Below are 15,318 nucleotides of genomic sequence, written 5' to 3'. Positions count from 1 at the left end.
AGGGGTTTGTCGCTTCAGTAGCCTAGTTCATCAGAACGCCGGCAGTACCGCGCCGCTGTATTTCTTCTCGATGAAGGTTTTGACCTCTGGGCTGGTCAGGGCCTTGGCCAGCTTCTGGATCGCCGCGCTGTCCTTGTTGTCCGGACGGGCCACCAGGTAGTTCACGTAAGGCGAATCGGCGCCTTCGATAACCAGCGCATCCTTGGCCGGGTTCAGGCCCGCTTCCAGGGCGTAGTTGGTGTTGATCATGTCCAGGTCAACCTGATCCAGGACCCGTGGCAGCATGGCCGACTCAAGCTCCTTGAACTTGAAGTTGTGCGGGTTCTTGGCAATGTCCTTGGGCGTGGACACAGCGTTCTTCGGGTCCTTGAGTTCGATCAGACCGGCCTTGTGCAGCAGGATCAGGGCCCGGCCGCTGTTGCTGCCTTCGTTGGGGATGGCAATGGTGGCGCCATCTTTCAGCTCGGCCAGGGACTTGACCTTCTTCGAGTAGCCGCCGAAGGGTTCGACGTGCACACCGATCACGGTTTCCAGGTGAGTGCCCTTGCCCTCGTTGAAGTTCTTCAGGTACGGCAGGGTCTGGAAGTAGTTGGCGTCCAGACGCTTCTGATCGACCTGTACGTTGGGTTGCACGTAGTCGGTGAAGACCTTGATCTCCAGGTCCACGCCTTCCTTGGCCAGGGTTGGCTTGATCAGCTCGAGAATCTCGGCGTGGGGCACCGGAGTCGCGGCAACCACCAGCTTCTCGCCGGCCTGGGCAATACCGGCGCTCAGGGCTGCCGCCAGTGCGGTGAACAACAGAACTTTTTTCATGCAAGGTCCTTAGGTGTCGGGATCGACGACGGCTTCAAATGAGGTGCTTATAAGGGTGCCAGTGATGTGCCACTGCTGGCGTGAAGCGGACAATACCGAGATTTTTTATTCCCGAACAATATCTTTTATTCACGTTCATATTCCATTTTGTTCATACATCCCGCCCCACCACCGCGCCCTGTAGCCGCTGCCGCAGGCTGCGAACGACGACGCAGTCGGCGCCAGGGGTTCCGTGGCTATCCAGCAGGATCGTGGTGAACGGTTTTGCGTCTGCTGCGCAGCCGGTCGCAGCCTGCGGCAGCGGCTACACCGCCAGCAGGCGCTTGAGGGCCTGGCGATCCGCGTCTGAATCGCTCTCGGCGATCTGCCGCAGCAGCAGCTCGATCTGCTCCAGCGGCGAGCGCGTCGGCGGCAGGTTGAGGTGCTCGGGAAGGATTTCCTCGCCGCTGCTGACCAGCAGCGCAAAGTGAATGACGTTCTCCAGCTCCCGGGTATTGCCCGGCCAGCTGTGGCGCTCCAGGGCCTGTTGCGCGGCTTCGCTGATCAGCGGCACCGGCAGGTCCAGGCGCTGGCTGTAGATCCCCAGGAAATACTCGGCCAGGGACTCGATATCCCCGACCCGCTCGCGCAGCGCCGGCAGCTCCAACTGGCCCTCGCTGAGGTAGCGGTACAGGCGCTCATGAAACTTGCCCGCCGCCACCGCCTGGGCCAGGTCGATGCTGGTGGCCGCCACCAGGCGCACATCCACCGGGCTCGGTTGCTGGGCGCCGACCCGGGTCACTTCGTGGTTCTCCAGGGCTGCCAGCAGCTTGGTCTGAATCGGCAGCGGCAAGTCGCCGATCTCGTCCAGGTACAGGGTTCCACCATTGGCCGAACCGAACCAGCCGGCCCGGCTGCTGGCGGAGCCGCTGAAGCTGCCGGCGGCGTAGCCGAACAGTTCGGCGTCGGCGTAGGTGGGGCTGATGGCGCCGCAGTTGACCGAGACAAACAGCCCGCTGCGGTCGCTGGCGCGGTGGATGTGTCGGGCCAGCAGCTCCTTGCCGGTGCCGGTTTCACCACGGATCAGCACCGAGATCGCACGGGGCGCCAGTTGCTCCAGCTCTTCACGCAGTTGTCGCGAACGTGGATCGACGAACACCAGCGCCTTGGCGCGGATGCTCAGGGGGCTTTTTTCCGCATCGGGAAAGGTCAGCAGCGGCTGGCCGAAAGGGGTGTGAGGACTCATGGCAGACTCCCGCCCAAAACCGCCTGAGGACGGGGGCGTTTAAACAGGGAAAATACGGTCAGGCACGACGCAGGGCGTGTTGTTCCATGCGGTTCTGCAGGCGATAGAGATAGGCGAATCCCTGCTCCCAGCGCTGGTGGCCGGACTTGACGTTGATATGCCCGGCTCCCGCCAGAATCCCGGCTTCGGCGCCCCAGTCACGGGCCAGTTCCAGGGCACGCGGCGCGCTGACGGCGCTGTCGTTGTCCGAACTCACCACCTGGCTGGGGAACGGCAACAGGTCCCGGGGAATCGGCGCGAAATTGCGCAGCGCCGGGGCACAGGCCGCACGTTCGACATCCGCCGGCGCCACCAGCAGCGCACCGCGCACCTGGCGCAGCGCTGCCGCGGGCGCGCGCGCCGCCCAGTGGGCCACGGTGATGCAACCCAGGCTGTGGGCAATCAGGATCACCGGCGTGTCGTCGATGGCGATGGCTTCGGCCAGGGCCGCCACCCAGTCTTCACGGCGCGGCGTCAGCCAATCGGCCTGCTCCACCCGCGCACTGTTGGGCAGGCTGTTCTGCCAATGGGTTTGCCAATGATCTTCTGGCGATCCTTGCCAGCCCGGCACAATCAAGTAGCGAATGGATTCGTTGCGCATGGGGAACTCTCCTGCTGCGTGTCTGTTCCCGGACGAGTATAGGGAGGGGATTTATATTCGTTAAGGAATAAGAAGCTATTTATTAATACCCCAAAAGAATATAAGGCCTGCCTCCTTCAATCCTTTTGCCTGCGCGCAAACAATTCGTCGGCATCGAACTATCGGCCAAAAATATACGACTTTTTCTTGAGCAAACCGGCTGGCTAGGATGAGAACCATCCGCCCCCGGGGTGCGTCATTCCAAGACTGTCACGGGGGATAAACCTCAACTCATTTGAGGCATGGCCGCGATGAACATCGGTGAACCTTGGATGTGGGCTGCTTTCATCGTCTTCGTCATCGCCGTACTGGCGCTTGACCTGTTTGTCTTCGGTGGGCGCAAGGCCCATCGGGTTTCGGCCCGGGAGGCACTGGCCTGGGTCATAGCCTGGGCCAGCCTGGCATTGGTCTTCGCCGGTCTGCTCTGGTGGTATCTGAACGATACGCTGGGTGCGCAAATCGCCCAGCGCAAAACCCTTGAGTTCCTCACCGGCTACCTGATCGAACAGTCACTGTCGATCGACAACATGTTCGTCTTCGTGATGATCTTCAGCTATTTCGCCGTACCGCCGCCATTGCAGCGGCGCGTGCTGCTGTACGGCGTACTCGGCGCCATCGTCATGCGTGCAGCTATGATTCTCGCCGGCGTCTGGCTGGTACAGGAGTTCGCCTGGCTGCTCTACGTCTTCGGAGTCCTGCTGGTCGTCACGGGCATCAAGATGCTGATCTTTGCCGAGCAACAACCCGACCTCGACAAAAACCCGATACTGCGCTGGATGCGCAAGCACTTGCGCGTCACCCAGGAGTTTCACGGCGAGCGTTTTTTTGTCATCCAGAATGGCCTGCGCTGGGCAACGCCGATGTTCCTGGTGCTGGTGCTGATCGAGGCCAGCGACCTGATTTTTGCGGTCGATAGCATCCCGGCGATTTTCGCCGTGACCACCGATCCCTTCATCGTGTTCACCTCCAACATATTCGCCATCATGGGCCTGCGCGCCTTGTACTTCCTGCTCGCGGACATGGCTGAGCGGTTCCATCTGCTCAAGTACGGGCTGGCCATAGTGCTGGTGTTTATCGGAAGCAAAATGCTGGCCGCGCCCTGGTTCCATATACCGGTCCATTGGTCGCTGGCCATCGTCGGCGGCATCATCCTCAGTGCGGTGGTACTGAGCCTGACGCTGACAAGGGACAGAACACGCATCGCTGGCAAACCATGAGGCCTCAGGCACGCCCAGGAATACGCTAAAAGCGTCTGGCAAAAAAAAGGCCGCACCCTGCCAAGGAGACGGCCTGAAAAGTCGTGGCTTTGTTGCTCGGTTTCAGCGCGCGGTAATCACCGACAGCTTGGTGATGCCCGCACGCTCGATGGACGCCATGGCCCGGGCCACTTCCCCGTAATTGACGCCATCGTCGGCCTGCAGCTGGACCCGCACTTGCGGGTCCTTGGCCTTGGCCGCCTGCAAGTTGGTTTCCAGCAGCTCCGGCTGGATCTCGTCCTTGTTGATAAAGAGTTTGCCGGCGCCGTCGATGCTCACCACCAGCGGGTCCTTCTGCTCCACCGGAGCCACGGCCTCGGTCTTGGGCAGGTTGATCGGGATGGCGTTGGTCAGCAGCGGCGCGGTGACGATGAACACCACCAGCAGCACCAGCATCACGTCCACCAAGGGCGTGACGTTGATCTCGCTCAGCACCTCATCGCTGTCTTGAGTGGAGAAGGCCATATCAGGACGCCTCCTGCACTTTTTGCAGGCTGCCCTGGGCCGCAGCCTTGTGCACGCTCGGGTGGATCAGCACGCGGAAGGAGTTCTTCTGCGCCAGGCTGTAGAAGTCGTGGGCAAAGTCGTCCAGGTCAGCGGCGGTGAGCTTCAGGCGCCGCAGGAAGTAGTTGTAGACCAGCACCGCCGGCACCGCGACGGCGATCCCCACGCCGGTGGCCACCAGGGCCGCGCCGATGGGACCGGCCACGGTTTCCAGGCTCGCCGAGCCCGCCGCGCTGATGCCTTTCAGGGCTTCCATGATCCCCCACACGGTGCCGAACAGGCCGATGAAGGGCGAGGTGCTGCCGATACTGGCGACCACCGCCAGGCCGGTTTCCAGGGAGCGGCGCTCACGCACGATCTGCTGGCGCAGGGCGCGTTCGAGACGGTCCTGGTGGTTGATCGCCTGGCTCAGGTCCGCCGCATGGGGGGCGTCGCCGACCTGGATCGCCGCATAGCCGGCCTGGGCCACCCGGGCTGCCGCGCCGGGCTGGGTTTCACTCAGGGGAGCGGCGGAGTCGAGGCTGGACGCTGCCCAGAACTGATTGTGGAACTTGCGATCCTGGGACTTGAGGCGGGCGAACTGCACGCCCTTGACCAGGGCCAGACCCCAGGTGGCGACGGAGAAGACCACCAACAGCCAGATCACCGCGCTTTCGATGGATTCCAGTGGAGATGCCAGTAACGTCATGATGTGTTCCCTCTGTGTAAGCGTTTAGCGCGTGTGGGTTGATCGGCCTTGCGGCTCAATGAATCTTGAAGTCGATGGGGACGCTGACCCAGCCGTCCTGGGCCACGTCGCCCTGCTTGGCCGGGACGAAGCTCCAGCGCTTGACCGCGGCCAGGGCCGCATCGTCGAGCTGCTGGCGACCACTGCTCTTCTGGATCTGGATCTCCCCCGGCTTGCCGCTGGCCAGCACATGCACCCGCAGCAGCACCGTGCCTTCCCAGCCCCGGCGCTGCGCCAGAGACGGGTATTCCGGCGCCGGGTTCTTCAGGTACGCGGCGCTGGCTGAAGCCGGGGTCACGGGGGCCGGAGCCGGTGGCGCGGGCGCTGCCGGGGCGGCTACCGGCGCCGCAGGTTGCGGCGGCGCCGGGGTCTGCTGCACCGGCTTGGGCGCGGGTTTCGGCTCGGGCTTGGGCACCGGTTTGGGCTTGGGTTTAGGCACCGGCTTGGGCGGTGGCGGCTTGACCGCCAACTCGTCCTCCACCGGCGGTGGCGGCTCCACCACCGGTTGTACCGGCACAGGCACAGGTGGCTCCACCACGGGCGGCGCCGGGTGCGAGAATTCGATGGTCATGGGCGGGATTTCCGGCGGCACGATGGGCAGCACCGGGGTCGGTTTCTGGCTCAGCCAGTAGATCACTGCACCGTGCAATACCAGGGCCGCGACGCCCAGGAGAATCGCCTCACGACGCCGCAATACCCCCTTGGGCGTCCGTTGCAGACGCAGTTGGCCCAGCGGCGAGCGGTGGGGCCGGCCGAGGTCGACCAACTCGCCGCTCGGTGCCTGGCGCCACAGCACCTCATGTGCACTGGCGGCGGTCTGGACATTGCCCATGGATTCACTCCCTACGATCTTTTGAAAAATCCGGCACCAGTGCTTGAACAACCCCCACGCAACGGTGCCGCGGGGTCAATGATCAGTGCCCCGCTCTTATCTCTTAAAGTAATCTTTCAAGTTATAGATAGATTGAAACGGAATATTGAATTCACCCGGAACAGCTCAGGCCACGTGATTCAAGGGCTGTAGCCAAGAGGGAAAAACGCCATGCCTTGCAGGCATTGAAAATATTCCCGCAAAGCATCGAAACAGGCCTGTTAGTGCAGAGAAACAATAGAACCCCATCGCACTCGAAACTAACTTCAGCCCCCATGTACTTAATTAACTTTACCAGCGGACACGACAAAGCCGCTGAACCGGCACGCCACCTTATATAAGGCAGCGCGTATTCAGCGGCTGTTTATTATCGAGCTTGTTATTGCTTGACGAACTCACCGCTCAGGCCGACCACATCGCCGCTGAAGTTGCTGCGGGCACCGGAGGCGCGCAACCGGGAATAATTGTGATCGGGTGAGAACAGCGCCCAGGCCTGGTAACCGTAGCCATCGTTGTAGCCGGAAACATTGATGATGGTCGGCTGCCCGGTGCTGTTCTGGAAGTGGTAATGCCCGGCGACGCTGTACTTGACCCCAGCCTGGGTCAACTCACCGCTGAACGAACCGTTGGAGTCGTTGCCGTCGGTCACGACCAGACGGGCGTCAGCGTTGGAGTTTACATAGGTTCCATTGATGCTCGACATAATGCGGGTTTCCTTATGCAGTTGAATGTTTCGTCCAATGAAGCAAGTTCCTCCTGGAACTCACAAACCCAGCATGGTCGGCGTTTATAACTCTGTCCAAAACAAACTTGAGCAACAACTAATTAAATAGCTATAGCCTGCAATCGGCTCTCTATAAGTTATGACAGAAACAAGAGCACTTATAACTTCCCGGTGGTTTCAACTTGCGGCTTGACACTGGCCACTGTTCGCAACTGCTCCTGTAATGCCTTGCCAGCCCGACTCAGGCCACTGCCGGCGTACAACGCCAGGCGCACGCCCTGGATATCCGGCAAACCGCTGGCGGCATCGAGAATCCGATGCCCCTTGCCCAGCACCCGCACCGGCAACAGGCTGATGCCCAGGCCCGCCGCCACTGCCGAACAGACGCTGGCCAGGCTGGCACTGGAATAGGCGATGCGCCACGGCCAGCCGCCGACTTCCAGGTGGTGAAGCATTTCCTGGCGATACAAACCTCCCACCGGGAACGCCACCAGCGGCAGCGGATCGCGGCCCAAGGCCGGCTGGCGCAGACTGTCGACCCAGCACAAAGGCTCGGGCCAGGAGTCCACGCAGTCATCGCTGTGGCCCATCTGCTTGACCAGCAACAGGTCGAACTCACCACGGCGGAATTGGCGCAGCAATTCCGGTCCCAGACCACTGGTGACCTCCAGGCGCACCGCCGGATAGTCCAGGCCAAAGCGCGAGAGCATCGGCATCAGGCGCTCGGCGGCAAAGTCTTCCGGCACCCCCAGGCGCAGCACTTCCTCGCCGCGCTGGTTGATCAATACGTCGCTGGCCTCCTCATGCAGAGCCAGGATGCGCCGGGCATAGGCCAGCAGGCGCTCGCCCTCCACCGTGGCCACCACTCGGCGCTGATCGCGGTCAAGCAACTGGCAGCCCAAGCTTTCCTCCAGGCGCCGCACCTGCTGGCTCACGGTGGACTGGGTCAAGTGCAGGCGCTCGGCCGCGCGGGTGAAGTTCTGGCAGTCGGCAACCGCCACGAAACTGCGCAGCAACACGGGATCGAACATCGCTCATCACCATTCTGATAGCCACTGATTGGCATGATTATATTTAATTTCAGAATACCCAAGGGCTTCACCATACTCCCCGTTCACCAGCAGGAACGGGAGGTTCCCATGCCGCTCAAGCGGTCCTTCAAACGCGGCCTGATGGCCATAGGTCTGTTAACGGCGGGGGCGGTCATGGCCAACGACAACTCGCTGCTGGATGCAGTACGCAAGGGTCGGTTACAGCAGGTGCAGCAACTGATCCAGCAAGGCGCATCCCTCGACGAGCGTGGCCTGGACGGCAGCAGCCCGCTGCTGCTGGCCACCCGCGATAACCGTATCGACATCGCCCGCGCGCTGATCGAAGCCGGGGCCGACGTCAACCGCAAGAACCTGATCCAGGACAGCCCCTACCTGCTGGCCGGCGCCAGCGGCCACAACGAGATCCTCAAGCTGACCCTGGCCCACGGCGCCGACCTCAAGAGCACCAACCGCTACGGCGGTACTGCCCTGATCCCGGCCTGCGAGCGCGGCCACGTGGAAACCGTGCGCCTGCTGATCGAAGCCGGCGTCGACCTGAACCACGTCAACCACCTGGGCTGGACCTGCCTGATGGAAGCCATCGTGCTGTCCGACGGCGGCCCGGCGCACCAGCAGATCGTCGCCCAGCTGATTGCCGCCGGTGCCGACCTGAACCTGCCGGATCGTGCCGGCATCAGCCCGCTGCAACAGGCCGAGCGCCGTGGCCAGAGCGCCATTGCCAAGCTACTGCGCGATGCCGGCGCGACGTAACCCCTGCCCCCCTTTGAAGGAGCCCTCCATGCACGACGATCAGCACTACCTGCAACAGGCCATGGCACTGGCCAGACGCAATGTCGAACAGGGCGGCCGCCCGTTCGGCGCGCTGCTGGTGCGCAACGGCCGGGTCCTGGCCGAGGCGGTGAATGAAATCCACCTCAGCCAGGACCCCACCGCCCACGCCGAAATGCTCGCCATCCGCGCCGCCAGCCAGCAACTGGGCCCACGCCTGGACGACTGCGTGATCTACGCCAGCGGCCAGCCCTGCCCCATGTGCCTGGCCGCCATGTACCTGTGCGGCGTATCCCGCGCCGTGTTCGCTGCCAGCAATGAACAGGCGCAGCCGTTCGGCCTGTCCACCGCGGCCATCTACCAAGAGCTGAGCCAGCCCCTGGAAGCACAGCGCTTGCCGCTGCTGCACCTGCCCCAGGCGGCCATGACCGCCCTGTACCAGGATTGGCAGGCGCGCCATGCCGCGAACTGAATCGGCCTTCAAGACCTTCGCCGGCTGGGCGCTGCTGGTGTGCCTGGGCCTGAACTTGCGACCGATCCTCAGTTCGGTCAGCCCATTGCTCAACGAAATTCGCGGGGCCACCGGCATGAGCTTCCAGAGCAGCGCCTGGCTCACCAGCCTGCCGGTGATCTGCATGGGCCTGGTGGCCTTGCTCGTGGTACGGATCGAAGCCCGACTCGGCGAACGCCGCGGCGTGTCTCTGGGTTTAGTGCTGGTGCTACTGGCCTGCCTGGCGCGGCTGTTCTTCGGCCAGGCCGCGGCCTTGCTCGCCACCGCCCTGCTCGGCGGCGCCGGCGTGGCCTTGATCCAGGCCCTGGTGCCGGCGCTGATCAAGCGCCAGTTTCAACAGCGCGTGGCGCTGGCCATGGGCGTCTACTCGGCCTCGCTGATGGGCGGTGGCGGCATCGCCGCCCTGCTCAGCCCGCAGGTGGCCAGCCACTTCGCCCACTGGCAAATGGGGCTGGGCATCTGGGTGCTGCCGGCCATGGCCGCCCTGCTGCTGTGGCAGTGCCTGCCCCTGGGCGCCGGCCGCCGCAACGGCCTCCCGGTGGCCAGGACCGGGTTCTGGAACAACCGCCGTGCCTGGCTGCTGGCGCTGTATTTCGGCCTGGTGAACTGCGGCTACATGAGCATGGTGGCGTGGCTGCCGGCCTACTACCTGCAGCTGGGTTGGAGCGCTACCCAGAGCGGCTCGCTGCTGGCCTTCATGACGATTTTCCAAGTCACCGCCGCCCTGCTGATGCCCGCCCTGGCCCAGCGCAGCAGCGACCGCCGCCCGCTACTGGGCATCAGCCTCGCGGCCCAGGCCGCAGGTTTTCTCGGGCTGGTGCTGTGGCCTTTGCAAAGCCCGCACCTGTGGGTGGCGCTGATCGGCTTCGGCCTCGGAGCCTGCTTTGCCCTGAGCCTGATCCTGACCCTGGATCACCGCCGCGATCCCCGGGAAGCCGGACAACTGGCGGCCTTTGTCCAGGGCGTGGGTTTTCTGATCAACGCCATCTCACCCTGGCTCAGCGGCTGGCTGCGGCAAGTCACCGGTAGCTTTGCCAGCGCCTGGTGGGTGCTGATCGTCGGTGTCCTGGCGATGCTGCTGTTGACGCGAATCTTCAGCCCGGCCAGTTATCAGGCCAGGGCCCAGCTCGACACAGCGCCACAACCGGCCTGACAGCGGTCCTCAAACCAACCGCCTGCCAGCACAGCAGGCGGCTTTCTTTGGGTCACAACAGAACCATTCGTCTTTTCGACCGGCTAAGATCGGCCGCCGACGCCACCCGCGCCAACGAATCCCCCACTCAGCACAGGACAATGGAGAAGACATGGACGCTAAAACGATCAGCCGCTGGGTAAGCAACCTCGGGCTCAGCCATGCAGAACTGATCGCCCGGGGAGAGCGCATCGAGCGTCCGACGGGCAAGCTCTACGACGAATTCGAATGGCTGACCGTGGTCGTCGAGCCCGGCCTGATGCTGGACTTCTGGGAAGACAGCCTGGCCCTGGAAAAGGTCCTGATCGAACTCATGCCCCTTGAACAGGGGCGCTCGTTCTACAGCGGCGAACTGCCCGCCCCGTTCTCACGCAGCATGACCCACGCCGACATTCGCGAGCTGCTGGGCACGCCCCTGCGCTCGGGGGAACGCAGGCCATCAGCCGATGGGCAACGCATGCTCAACGCCTGGGAGAGCTACCGCCTGCCGGAGCACCTGCATCCCAGTGCTCGGGTTGGATTCGTCTATAGCGCCGACATGCAGATCAGAGTCCTGTCGTTTGACTTGCTGGAGCCAAAGCGCGACTGATTCGAGCGCACCGCGTGGCTCTTTAAGATTCGCGGCGATCAGCCAGGCGCCAGAGGAGCGGCGCGAGATCGCCAAGCAAGGCCCTGCGGTCCTTTTCGCAGCCTCGCAGGCTCGGCAGCGGCTACAGGGAACGTGGAGGACGACAGAGATAGGCCGGCCGGTAGGCTGCCGTCGGATTCTGATCTGCCTGCCCCCTTAGACACGATGGCCAAACGCAGGCACTAGCCAAAGGTTTTCATAAAGGGCTCGGCACAGTGCCGGATCGCCGCGACGACATGCGGTGCCCGTTCGCCCCATTCGGCCGATCGGCTCAACACCCGCTCCAGTGCGTCCAACTGCCCACGAATGACCTCTTGCGGACGAGCCACATCACAGACCTTGGCGAACTCCAGCAACCCCTGCCGCGAAGCAAACAGGGACTTGTTGCCCAGCAGATCCAGGGCCAGCACGTCCTGCGGGATGTAGGCCGTGGTGTTGACGATGTCGTAGGCCGGCGCTAGCCGTGCATCGCGCTGGCCAGGATCGGAATACAACAGCCCGAAGTTCTTCAGGTGGGCATCGCCATTCCCCACCATGCAGCTCAGGCTGACCATGGCAAACAACTGCGCCAGTGAACCCGGCACCTGCTCGGGCGGGCAGAACAGGCGAACGGCCTTGGCAATGGCCGAATAGCTCTTGCTGTATTTCTGCTCCGCACCCAGCCCCATCAACGCCGCCATGTCTTCAAACCCCAGGCAACCGAGCTGCTCGTCCCGGTCGAAGCGGCGCATGACGAACAGTTTGGCGTTATCGGAGAGGTAGAACTCGGGCACCGCCATCCCCGCCTCCCTGGCCACCGACATGCACAGGAATTCATTGATCGCCAACCCCGGAAACTCATCCCGGCCGCTCTTGATGATCAACTCTGAGGTGTTCGAGGTAAAACGCTGCGACGCGGCGTCATGCCGCTCCGGCACCATCACCTTGGGCTGCACGCCGGATATCCCGGCACGCAGGATGTAGCGGTCCACCAGGTCGGCAAAGATGTCCTCGGCGCCATCCCACGCGAGGATTTCCTGCAGTTTTTCCCCGGGAAACTGCTGTCGCTGCAACAGCCCATCGACTTCGGGCGAGCTCACCGCGACCCGCCCGATCGGCGCGCTGCTGCCAGACAGCGCCAGCAGCAACATCGGGTCAACCTTCACCACCTTGGCCAGGCGGTTGCGCAGTTGCTCCAGCACATAGCCTTCGGGCAGGTTCATCTGAAAGATCGGGTGCAACTCCCGATAACGGTATTCATCCAGCCGCACAGGCATCAGCAGACTGATTGCCGCCTGTGCCCGAGCATCATCGTGATAGCGAAACAGATAATCGCCAGCGCCACGGTGGATTTTCCCGCTCTCACCGGCCGGGGTGGCTACCTGCAGCACCGTGGCCATCAGTCGAACACTCCCTGGATCTCGTCCAATGTGGGCATCGCGGCAGGCACCAGGGTGAATTCACAGTCCAGGGCTCCCAGCACCCGCGCATAGGCCGCCATACCCACCGACAAGTCGCCCCGCTCGATGGCGATGACCTTCTGCCGGGTCACGCCGGCCAAGGCGGCCAGGCTGGCTTGGGTCAGGCCACGATGCAGGCGGCGCTGGCGAACCTGCTCGCCAAGGCGCGCGGTGATAAGAAGGTAGTCCATGTTCTGTATACGCAACAAAATTGATTGAATGTAACGTATACCTAACATGGCGAAAAATCAAAGGGACGCGGTGGGGGCTCACACTCCGTGGCGGCGGGTGAAAGGCTTCGATAGTGGATATGTACTCCCTGACTGTCGCAAGCACAGGTTTTACGGCCGCTACGCGCCCGAGCGGGAGCAGGCTCCCTCGCCACAACATCATTCCAGGCGGCTAGACGAGAACAATCCTAGAGAAATAAATTATTGTAATTCGATAATTTTTTATCAATAATTCGCCACCCCCCAAGTTTTGCAAGGAATGACGCATGAACCCCCAAATGAATGGCTCAGCCCAATACCGCTTGCGACGGGTCGGCCTGCTGGCCGCGATCCTGGCCTGGGTCATGGGTGTCGTCGAGGTCGGTGGCAATGCCGGAATGTGGATCTACAACAAGGACCAGGTGCTCGGTGCCCTGCTCAGCGTCTTCGCCGACCACTCGCCCCGCCTGCTGGAAGCCGATTTCAAGCTGTCGTCGGCAAGCTTCACCCTGCTGGTGATTCTCGACTTCCTGCCCCTGCTGCTGTCGAGCTTCGCCCTGTACCTGACCGGGGTGTTCTTCCTGCGCCTGTCGCGCGGTGAAACCTGGAGCGATCGCAACATCCGCATCCTCTGGCGCGTGGGCATGTTGTGGATCGTCGCCCCGGCGACTTTCCCGATGATGGAAACCCTGCAAGGCCTGGCCCTGTCCCTCGACCTGCCGCCCGGCCAGCGCATCCTGCAGATCTCCGCGGGCTTCTCGTCCTACGCGGCCTACGAGGTGGTCAAAGGAATCTTGCTCTGCTCGTTTTCCATTATCATGCGCGACGCCAAAGTCCTCAGTGATGAGCACAGTCACTACATATAGAACAATGAGATGACCATTATCGTTCGGCTTGACGTTGTCATGGCTAAAAACAAGATTCGCTCCAAAGAGTTGGCCGCCATCCTGGGCATTACCGAGGCGAATCTGTCGTTGCTGAAAAATGGCAAGGTCAAGGGGATGAAAATCGAGACCCTGGACAAACTCTGCGCTGCACTCGACTGCCAACCCGGCGACCTGCTGGAGTATCAGGCCAGCGAGCCTGCGTAACCCCCCGCGTTTGTTCAAACCGAGTCTCGATCGTTAAAGCCTTATCCATTCCTCACGTTGCACAATGGCTTATTCATGACTCGCTACCTGCTCTGCCCGCTGTTTCTGTTCGTCCTGCTTTTGACCGGCTGCGCCAACAAACTCGAAGTGGCCATCGACGCCACCCCGGCCCAAGACTATTACTTCGACCCCAAGGCTCCAGTGCTGGTGACCGTCAACAGCGCCAAGGACGCCCAGGGCCTCAAGGCCAGCTACTACCTGCGCGACATGGTCGCTGCCCTGCACGGCATGGGTTTCACCCAGGTGTATACCGAGTCGTCGTTGCCGAAAAACCACCCGCCGTTTCGCATGAACATTGCCCTGGACGTGGGCAGTAAAAAGACCAGCTACCGCTACACCGCCACCGACTACGGCCAGGTGCCCAGCAGCACTAAAACCACGTGCATGCCCGGCAAGAACCAACAGACCGTGTGCACCAGCACCCCAACGATGTCCTACCGTGCCATCGGCTCCTCGGAGCGCACCGGCTACACCACCCTGTCGACCTTCAATATCAAGGCCAAGGACGAGCAGAGCCGGCGCACCGTGTTCCTGCTGCGGGCCTCGTCCTACAACGAGGATTGCCAGGACGCCAAGGTCGAGGATTTCCTGGTGCAGGAAAGCCTGGACAACCTGGATTTCAAAAACCGGGTGCAGCGCAAATACACCGTCACCCTGCCCGAAGGCCACAGCTGCAACTAAGCGCCTACCGCGCACCAAGCGACACGCTTACAATCGCCCCTCGCCGCCCGCCCGATCCCCCTCGCGCGGGCGCAGCCCCCTCAACGACAAGGCGCAGGTCGAACATGCCCCTGGACTGGACTGCCTGGGAAATCGAACCCGGATCGGCGGTGGACGAACAACTGATCGCCCAGGTGCAGCAACGCCTCGGCCTTGAGTTTCCGGCGCTGTACCTGGAGCTGGTGCAATACGCCGAGGCCGCCACCCCGGGGATCGGCACCTTCCCCTATGGCAACGACTACACCTGCATCAGCGAGTTCTTCGAGTTCGGCCTGGACAACCAGCCCTGGAGCCTGCTCTGGTACGCCAGCCCTGGCCGCGTGCCGGGACTGCCCGCAGGCTGCCTGCCGATTGCCCGGGACGCCGGCGGCCTGCTGATTTGCCTGGACTTCAACAGCCCGCAGGTGGCGGTGGAAATCTTCGATCCCGAGAGCGCCAACCGCTACCCGGTGGCCGCCGACTTCAAGGCCTTTGTCGAGCTGTGGCAGCCATGAGCGCACCGCAGAAATGGATAGTGGTGCCCACTAGCAAGGCCGCCATGCAGCGCCTGGATCTGGACCAGTGCCTGCCGGGCGACCTGGAGGAACTGGCGCTGTCCCCGGAACAGTGGGCGCTGCTGTCCCGCAGCGACCTGCTACCGAGCCTGAACCGCGCCCTGGGCACTCTGATCGACGACTACGAAGACGCCTCGATCCAGGGCCAGGCCGCCCTGGCCACGGCGCTGTCGATCCTCACCCGGACCGCGACGGCGGAGGATGAACTTATCCACAGGCTCATCGCCCTGAACCGACTGGCCCTGGAACGGGACACCGGCCTGTTCTTCTACTTCTGAGGCCCAGCCCAGAGCAA

General features: G+C 62.7%; 20 protein-coding genes. 10 read left to right on the top strand and 10 right to left on the bottom strand.

Features of this window, described 5'->3' with window-relative positions:
* Positions 1-30 precede the first annotated feature (30 nt).
* From ACMGF8_RS06155 to ACMGF8_RS06145, 3 genes are all read right to left on the bottom strand, one after another.
* Positions 31-813 (bottom strand): MetQ/NlpA family ABC transporter substrate-binding protein, encoded by a 783-nt coding sequence (locus ACMGF8_RS06155; protein ID WP_102862619.1) that lies wholly within the window; start codon positions 811-813, stop codon positions 31-33.
* Between the two features lie 304 nt (positions 814-1,117).
* Positions 1,118-2,038 (bottom strand): sigma 54-interacting transcriptional regulator, encoded by a 921-nt coding sequence (locus tag ACMGF8_RS06150; RefSeq protein ID WP_102862618.1) that lies wholly within the window; start codon positions 2,036-2,038, stop codon positions 1,118-1,120.
* A 58-nt stretch (positions 2,039-2,096) separates the two neighbouring features.
* Complete coding sequence (locus ACMGF8_RS06145; RefSeq protein WP_102862617.1) at positions 2,097-2,678, bottom strand: alpha/beta hydrolase; 582 nt, start codon at positions 2,676-2,678, stop codon at positions 2,097-2,099.
* 281 nt (positions 2,679-2,959) lie between these two features.
* On the opposite strand from ACMGF8_RS06145, the gene ACMGF8_RS06140 reads away from it, so the two are divergent.
* Positions 2,960-3,934 carry a TerC family protein gene (locus ACMGF8_RS06140; RefSeq protein WP_102862616.1) on the top strand — a complete coding sequence of 325 codons (975 nt, stop codon included), beginning with the start codon at positions 2,960-2,962 and terminating at the stop codon, positions 3,932-3,934.
* Positions 3,935-4,036: 102 nt separating this feature from the next.
* On the opposite strand, the gene ACMGF8_RS06135 is transcribed toward ACMGF8_RS06140, so the two are convergent.
* The 5 genes from ACMGF8_RS06135 to ACMGF8_RS06115 all read right to left on the bottom strand — a co-directional run bounded on the left by ACMGF8_RS06135 (position 4,037) and on the right by ACMGF8_RS06115 (position 7,830).
* Positions 4,037-4,438, bottom strand: coding sequence for an ExbD/TolR family protein (locus tag ACMGF8_RS06135; protein ID WP_102862615.1), 402 nt, complete (start codon positions 4,436-4,438; stop codon positions 4,037-4,039).
* 1 nt (position 4,439) lies between these two features.
* Positions 4,440-5,165, bottom strand: a complete 726-nt coding sequence (locus ACMGF8_RS06130; protein ID WP_102862614.1) for a MotA/TolQ/ExbB proton channel family protein — start codon at positions 5,163-5,165, stop codon at positions 4,440-4,442.
* A gap of 55 nt (positions 5,166-5,220) precedes the next feature.
* The gene (locus ACMGF8_RS06125; protein WP_207166890.1) at positions 5,221-6,036 is read right to left on the bottom strand and encodes an energy transducer TonB; all 816 of its coding nucleotides are present in this window, start codon (positions 6,034-6,036) and stop codon (positions 5,221-5,223) included.
* A gap of 418 nt (positions 6,037-6,454) precedes the next feature.
* Positions 6,455-6,778, bottom strand: coding sequence for a hypothetical protein (locus tag ACMGF8_RS06120; protein ID WP_016963092.1), 324 nt, complete (start codon positions 6,776-6,778; stop codon positions 6,455-6,457).
* Positions 6,779-6,957: 179 nt separating this feature from the next.
* Positions 6,958-7,830 carry a LysR substrate-binding domain-containing protein gene (locus ACMGF8_RS06115; protein WP_102862612.1) on the bottom strand — a complete coding sequence of 291 codons (873 nt, stop codon included), beginning with the start codon at positions 7,828-7,830 and terminating at the stop codon, positions 6,958-6,960.
* Between the two features lie 108 nt (positions 7,831-7,938).
* Between ACMGF8_RS06115 and ACMGF8_RS06110 the strand changes: the two genes are divergently transcribed.
* The 4 genes from ACMGF8_RS06110 (at position 7,939) to ACMGF8_RS06095 (ending at position 10,911) form a co-directional block, all read left to right on the top strand.
* Positions 7,939-8,601 carry an ankyrin repeat domain-containing protein gene (locus ACMGF8_RS06110; RefSeq protein WP_207166889.1) on the top strand — a complete coding sequence of 221 codons (663 nt, stop codon included), beginning with the start codon at positions 7,939-7,941 and terminating at the stop codon, positions 8,599-8,601.
* 28 nt (positions 8,602-8,629) lie between these two features.
* Positions 8,630-9,091 carry a nucleoside deaminase gene (locus tag ACMGF8_RS06105; RefSeq protein ID WP_207166888.1) on the top strand — a complete coding sequence of 154 codons (462 nt, stop codon included), beginning with the start codon at positions 8,630-8,632 and terminating at the stop codon, positions 9,089-9,091.
* A complete protein-coding gene (locus ACMGF8_RS06100; protein WP_115581358.1) occupies positions 9,078-10,283 on the top strand; it encodes a CynX/NimT family MFS transporter in 1,206 nt (401 codons plus the stop codon). The genes ACMGF8_RS06105 and ACMGF8_RS06100 overlap by 14 nt, the downstream gene beginning before the upstream one ends.
* 151 nt (positions 10,284-10,434) lie before the next feature.
* The gene (locus ACMGF8_RS06095) at positions 10,435-10,911 is read left to right on the top strand and encodes a DUF6392 family protein (RefSeq protein WP_115581357.1); all 477 of its coding nucleotides are present in this window, start codon (positions 10,435-10,437) and stop codon (positions 10,909-10,911) included.
* 221 nt (positions 10,912-11,132) lie between these two features.
* Here ACMGF8_RS06095 and ACMGF8_RS06090 read toward each other — a convergent pair whose 3' ends face one another.
* Positions 11,133-12,329: a type II toxin-antitoxin system HipA family toxin gene (locus ACMGF8_RS06090; RefSeq protein ID WP_207166887.1), complete on the bottom strand. Its 1,197-nt coding sequence runs from the start codon at positions 12,327-12,329 to the stop codon at positions 11,133-11,135.
* Positions 12,329-12,580, bottom strand: a complete 252-nt coding sequence (locus tag ACMGF8_RS06085) for a helix-turn-helix transcriptional regulator (RefSeq protein WP_016963101.1) — start codon at positions 12,578-12,580, stop codon at positions 12,329-12,331. Before ACMGF8_RS06085 ends, ACMGF8_RS06090 begins: the two co-directional genes overlap by 1 nt.
* Positions 12,581-12,885: 305 nt before the next feature.
* Between ACMGF8_RS06085 and ACMGF8_RS06080 the strand changes: the two genes are divergently transcribed.
* The 5 genes from ACMGF8_RS06080 to ACMGF8_RS06060 all read left to right on the top strand — a co-directional run bounded on the left by ACMGF8_RS06080 (position 12,886) and on the right by ACMGF8_RS06060 (position 15,301).
* Positions 12,886-13,464 carry a hypothetical protein gene (locus ACMGF8_RS06080; RefSeq protein ID WP_060842147.1) on the top strand — a complete coding sequence of 193 codons (579 nt, stop codon included), beginning with the start codon at positions 12,886-12,888 and terminating at the stop codon, positions 13,462-13,464.
* Between the two features lie 9 nt (positions 13,465-13,473).
* Positions 13,474-13,689, top strand: a complete 216-nt coding sequence (locus ACMGF8_RS06075; RefSeq protein WP_016963103.1) for a helix-turn-helix domain-containing protein — start codon at positions 13,474-13,476, stop codon at positions 13,687-13,689.
* Positions 13,690-13,764: 75 nt separating this feature from the next.
* A complete protein-coding gene (locus ACMGF8_RS06070; protein WP_102862607.1) occupies positions 13,765-14,430 on the top strand; it encodes a hypothetical protein in 666 nt (221 codons plus the stop codon).
* Positions 14,431-14,534: 104 nt separating this feature from the next.
* Positions 14,535-14,963 carry an SMI1/KNR4 family protein gene (locus tag ACMGF8_RS06065; RefSeq protein ID WP_207166886.1) on the top strand — a complete coding sequence of 143 codons (429 nt, stop codon included), beginning with the start codon at positions 14,535-14,537 and terminating at the stop codon, positions 14,961-14,963.
* Positions 14,960-15,301: a hypothetical protein gene (locus ACMGF8_RS06060; RefSeq protein ID WP_207166885.1), complete on the top strand. Its 342-nt coding sequence runs from the start codon at positions 14,960-14,962 to the stop codon at positions 15,299-15,301. Before ACMGF8_RS06065 ends, ACMGF8_RS06060 begins: the two co-directional genes overlap by 4 nt.
* Positions 15,302-15,318: the final 17 nt, after the last annotated feature.

Source organism: Pseudomonas sp. BNK-7 (genome assembly GCF_048072025.1).
In the GTDB taxonomy this organism is placed as follows: domain Bacteria; phylum Pseudomonadota; class Gammaproteobacteria; order Pseudomonadales; family Pseudomonadaceae; genus Aquipseudomonas; species Aquipseudomonas danubii.
This window is presented reverse-complemented; position numbering and strand designations above follow the sequence as displayed.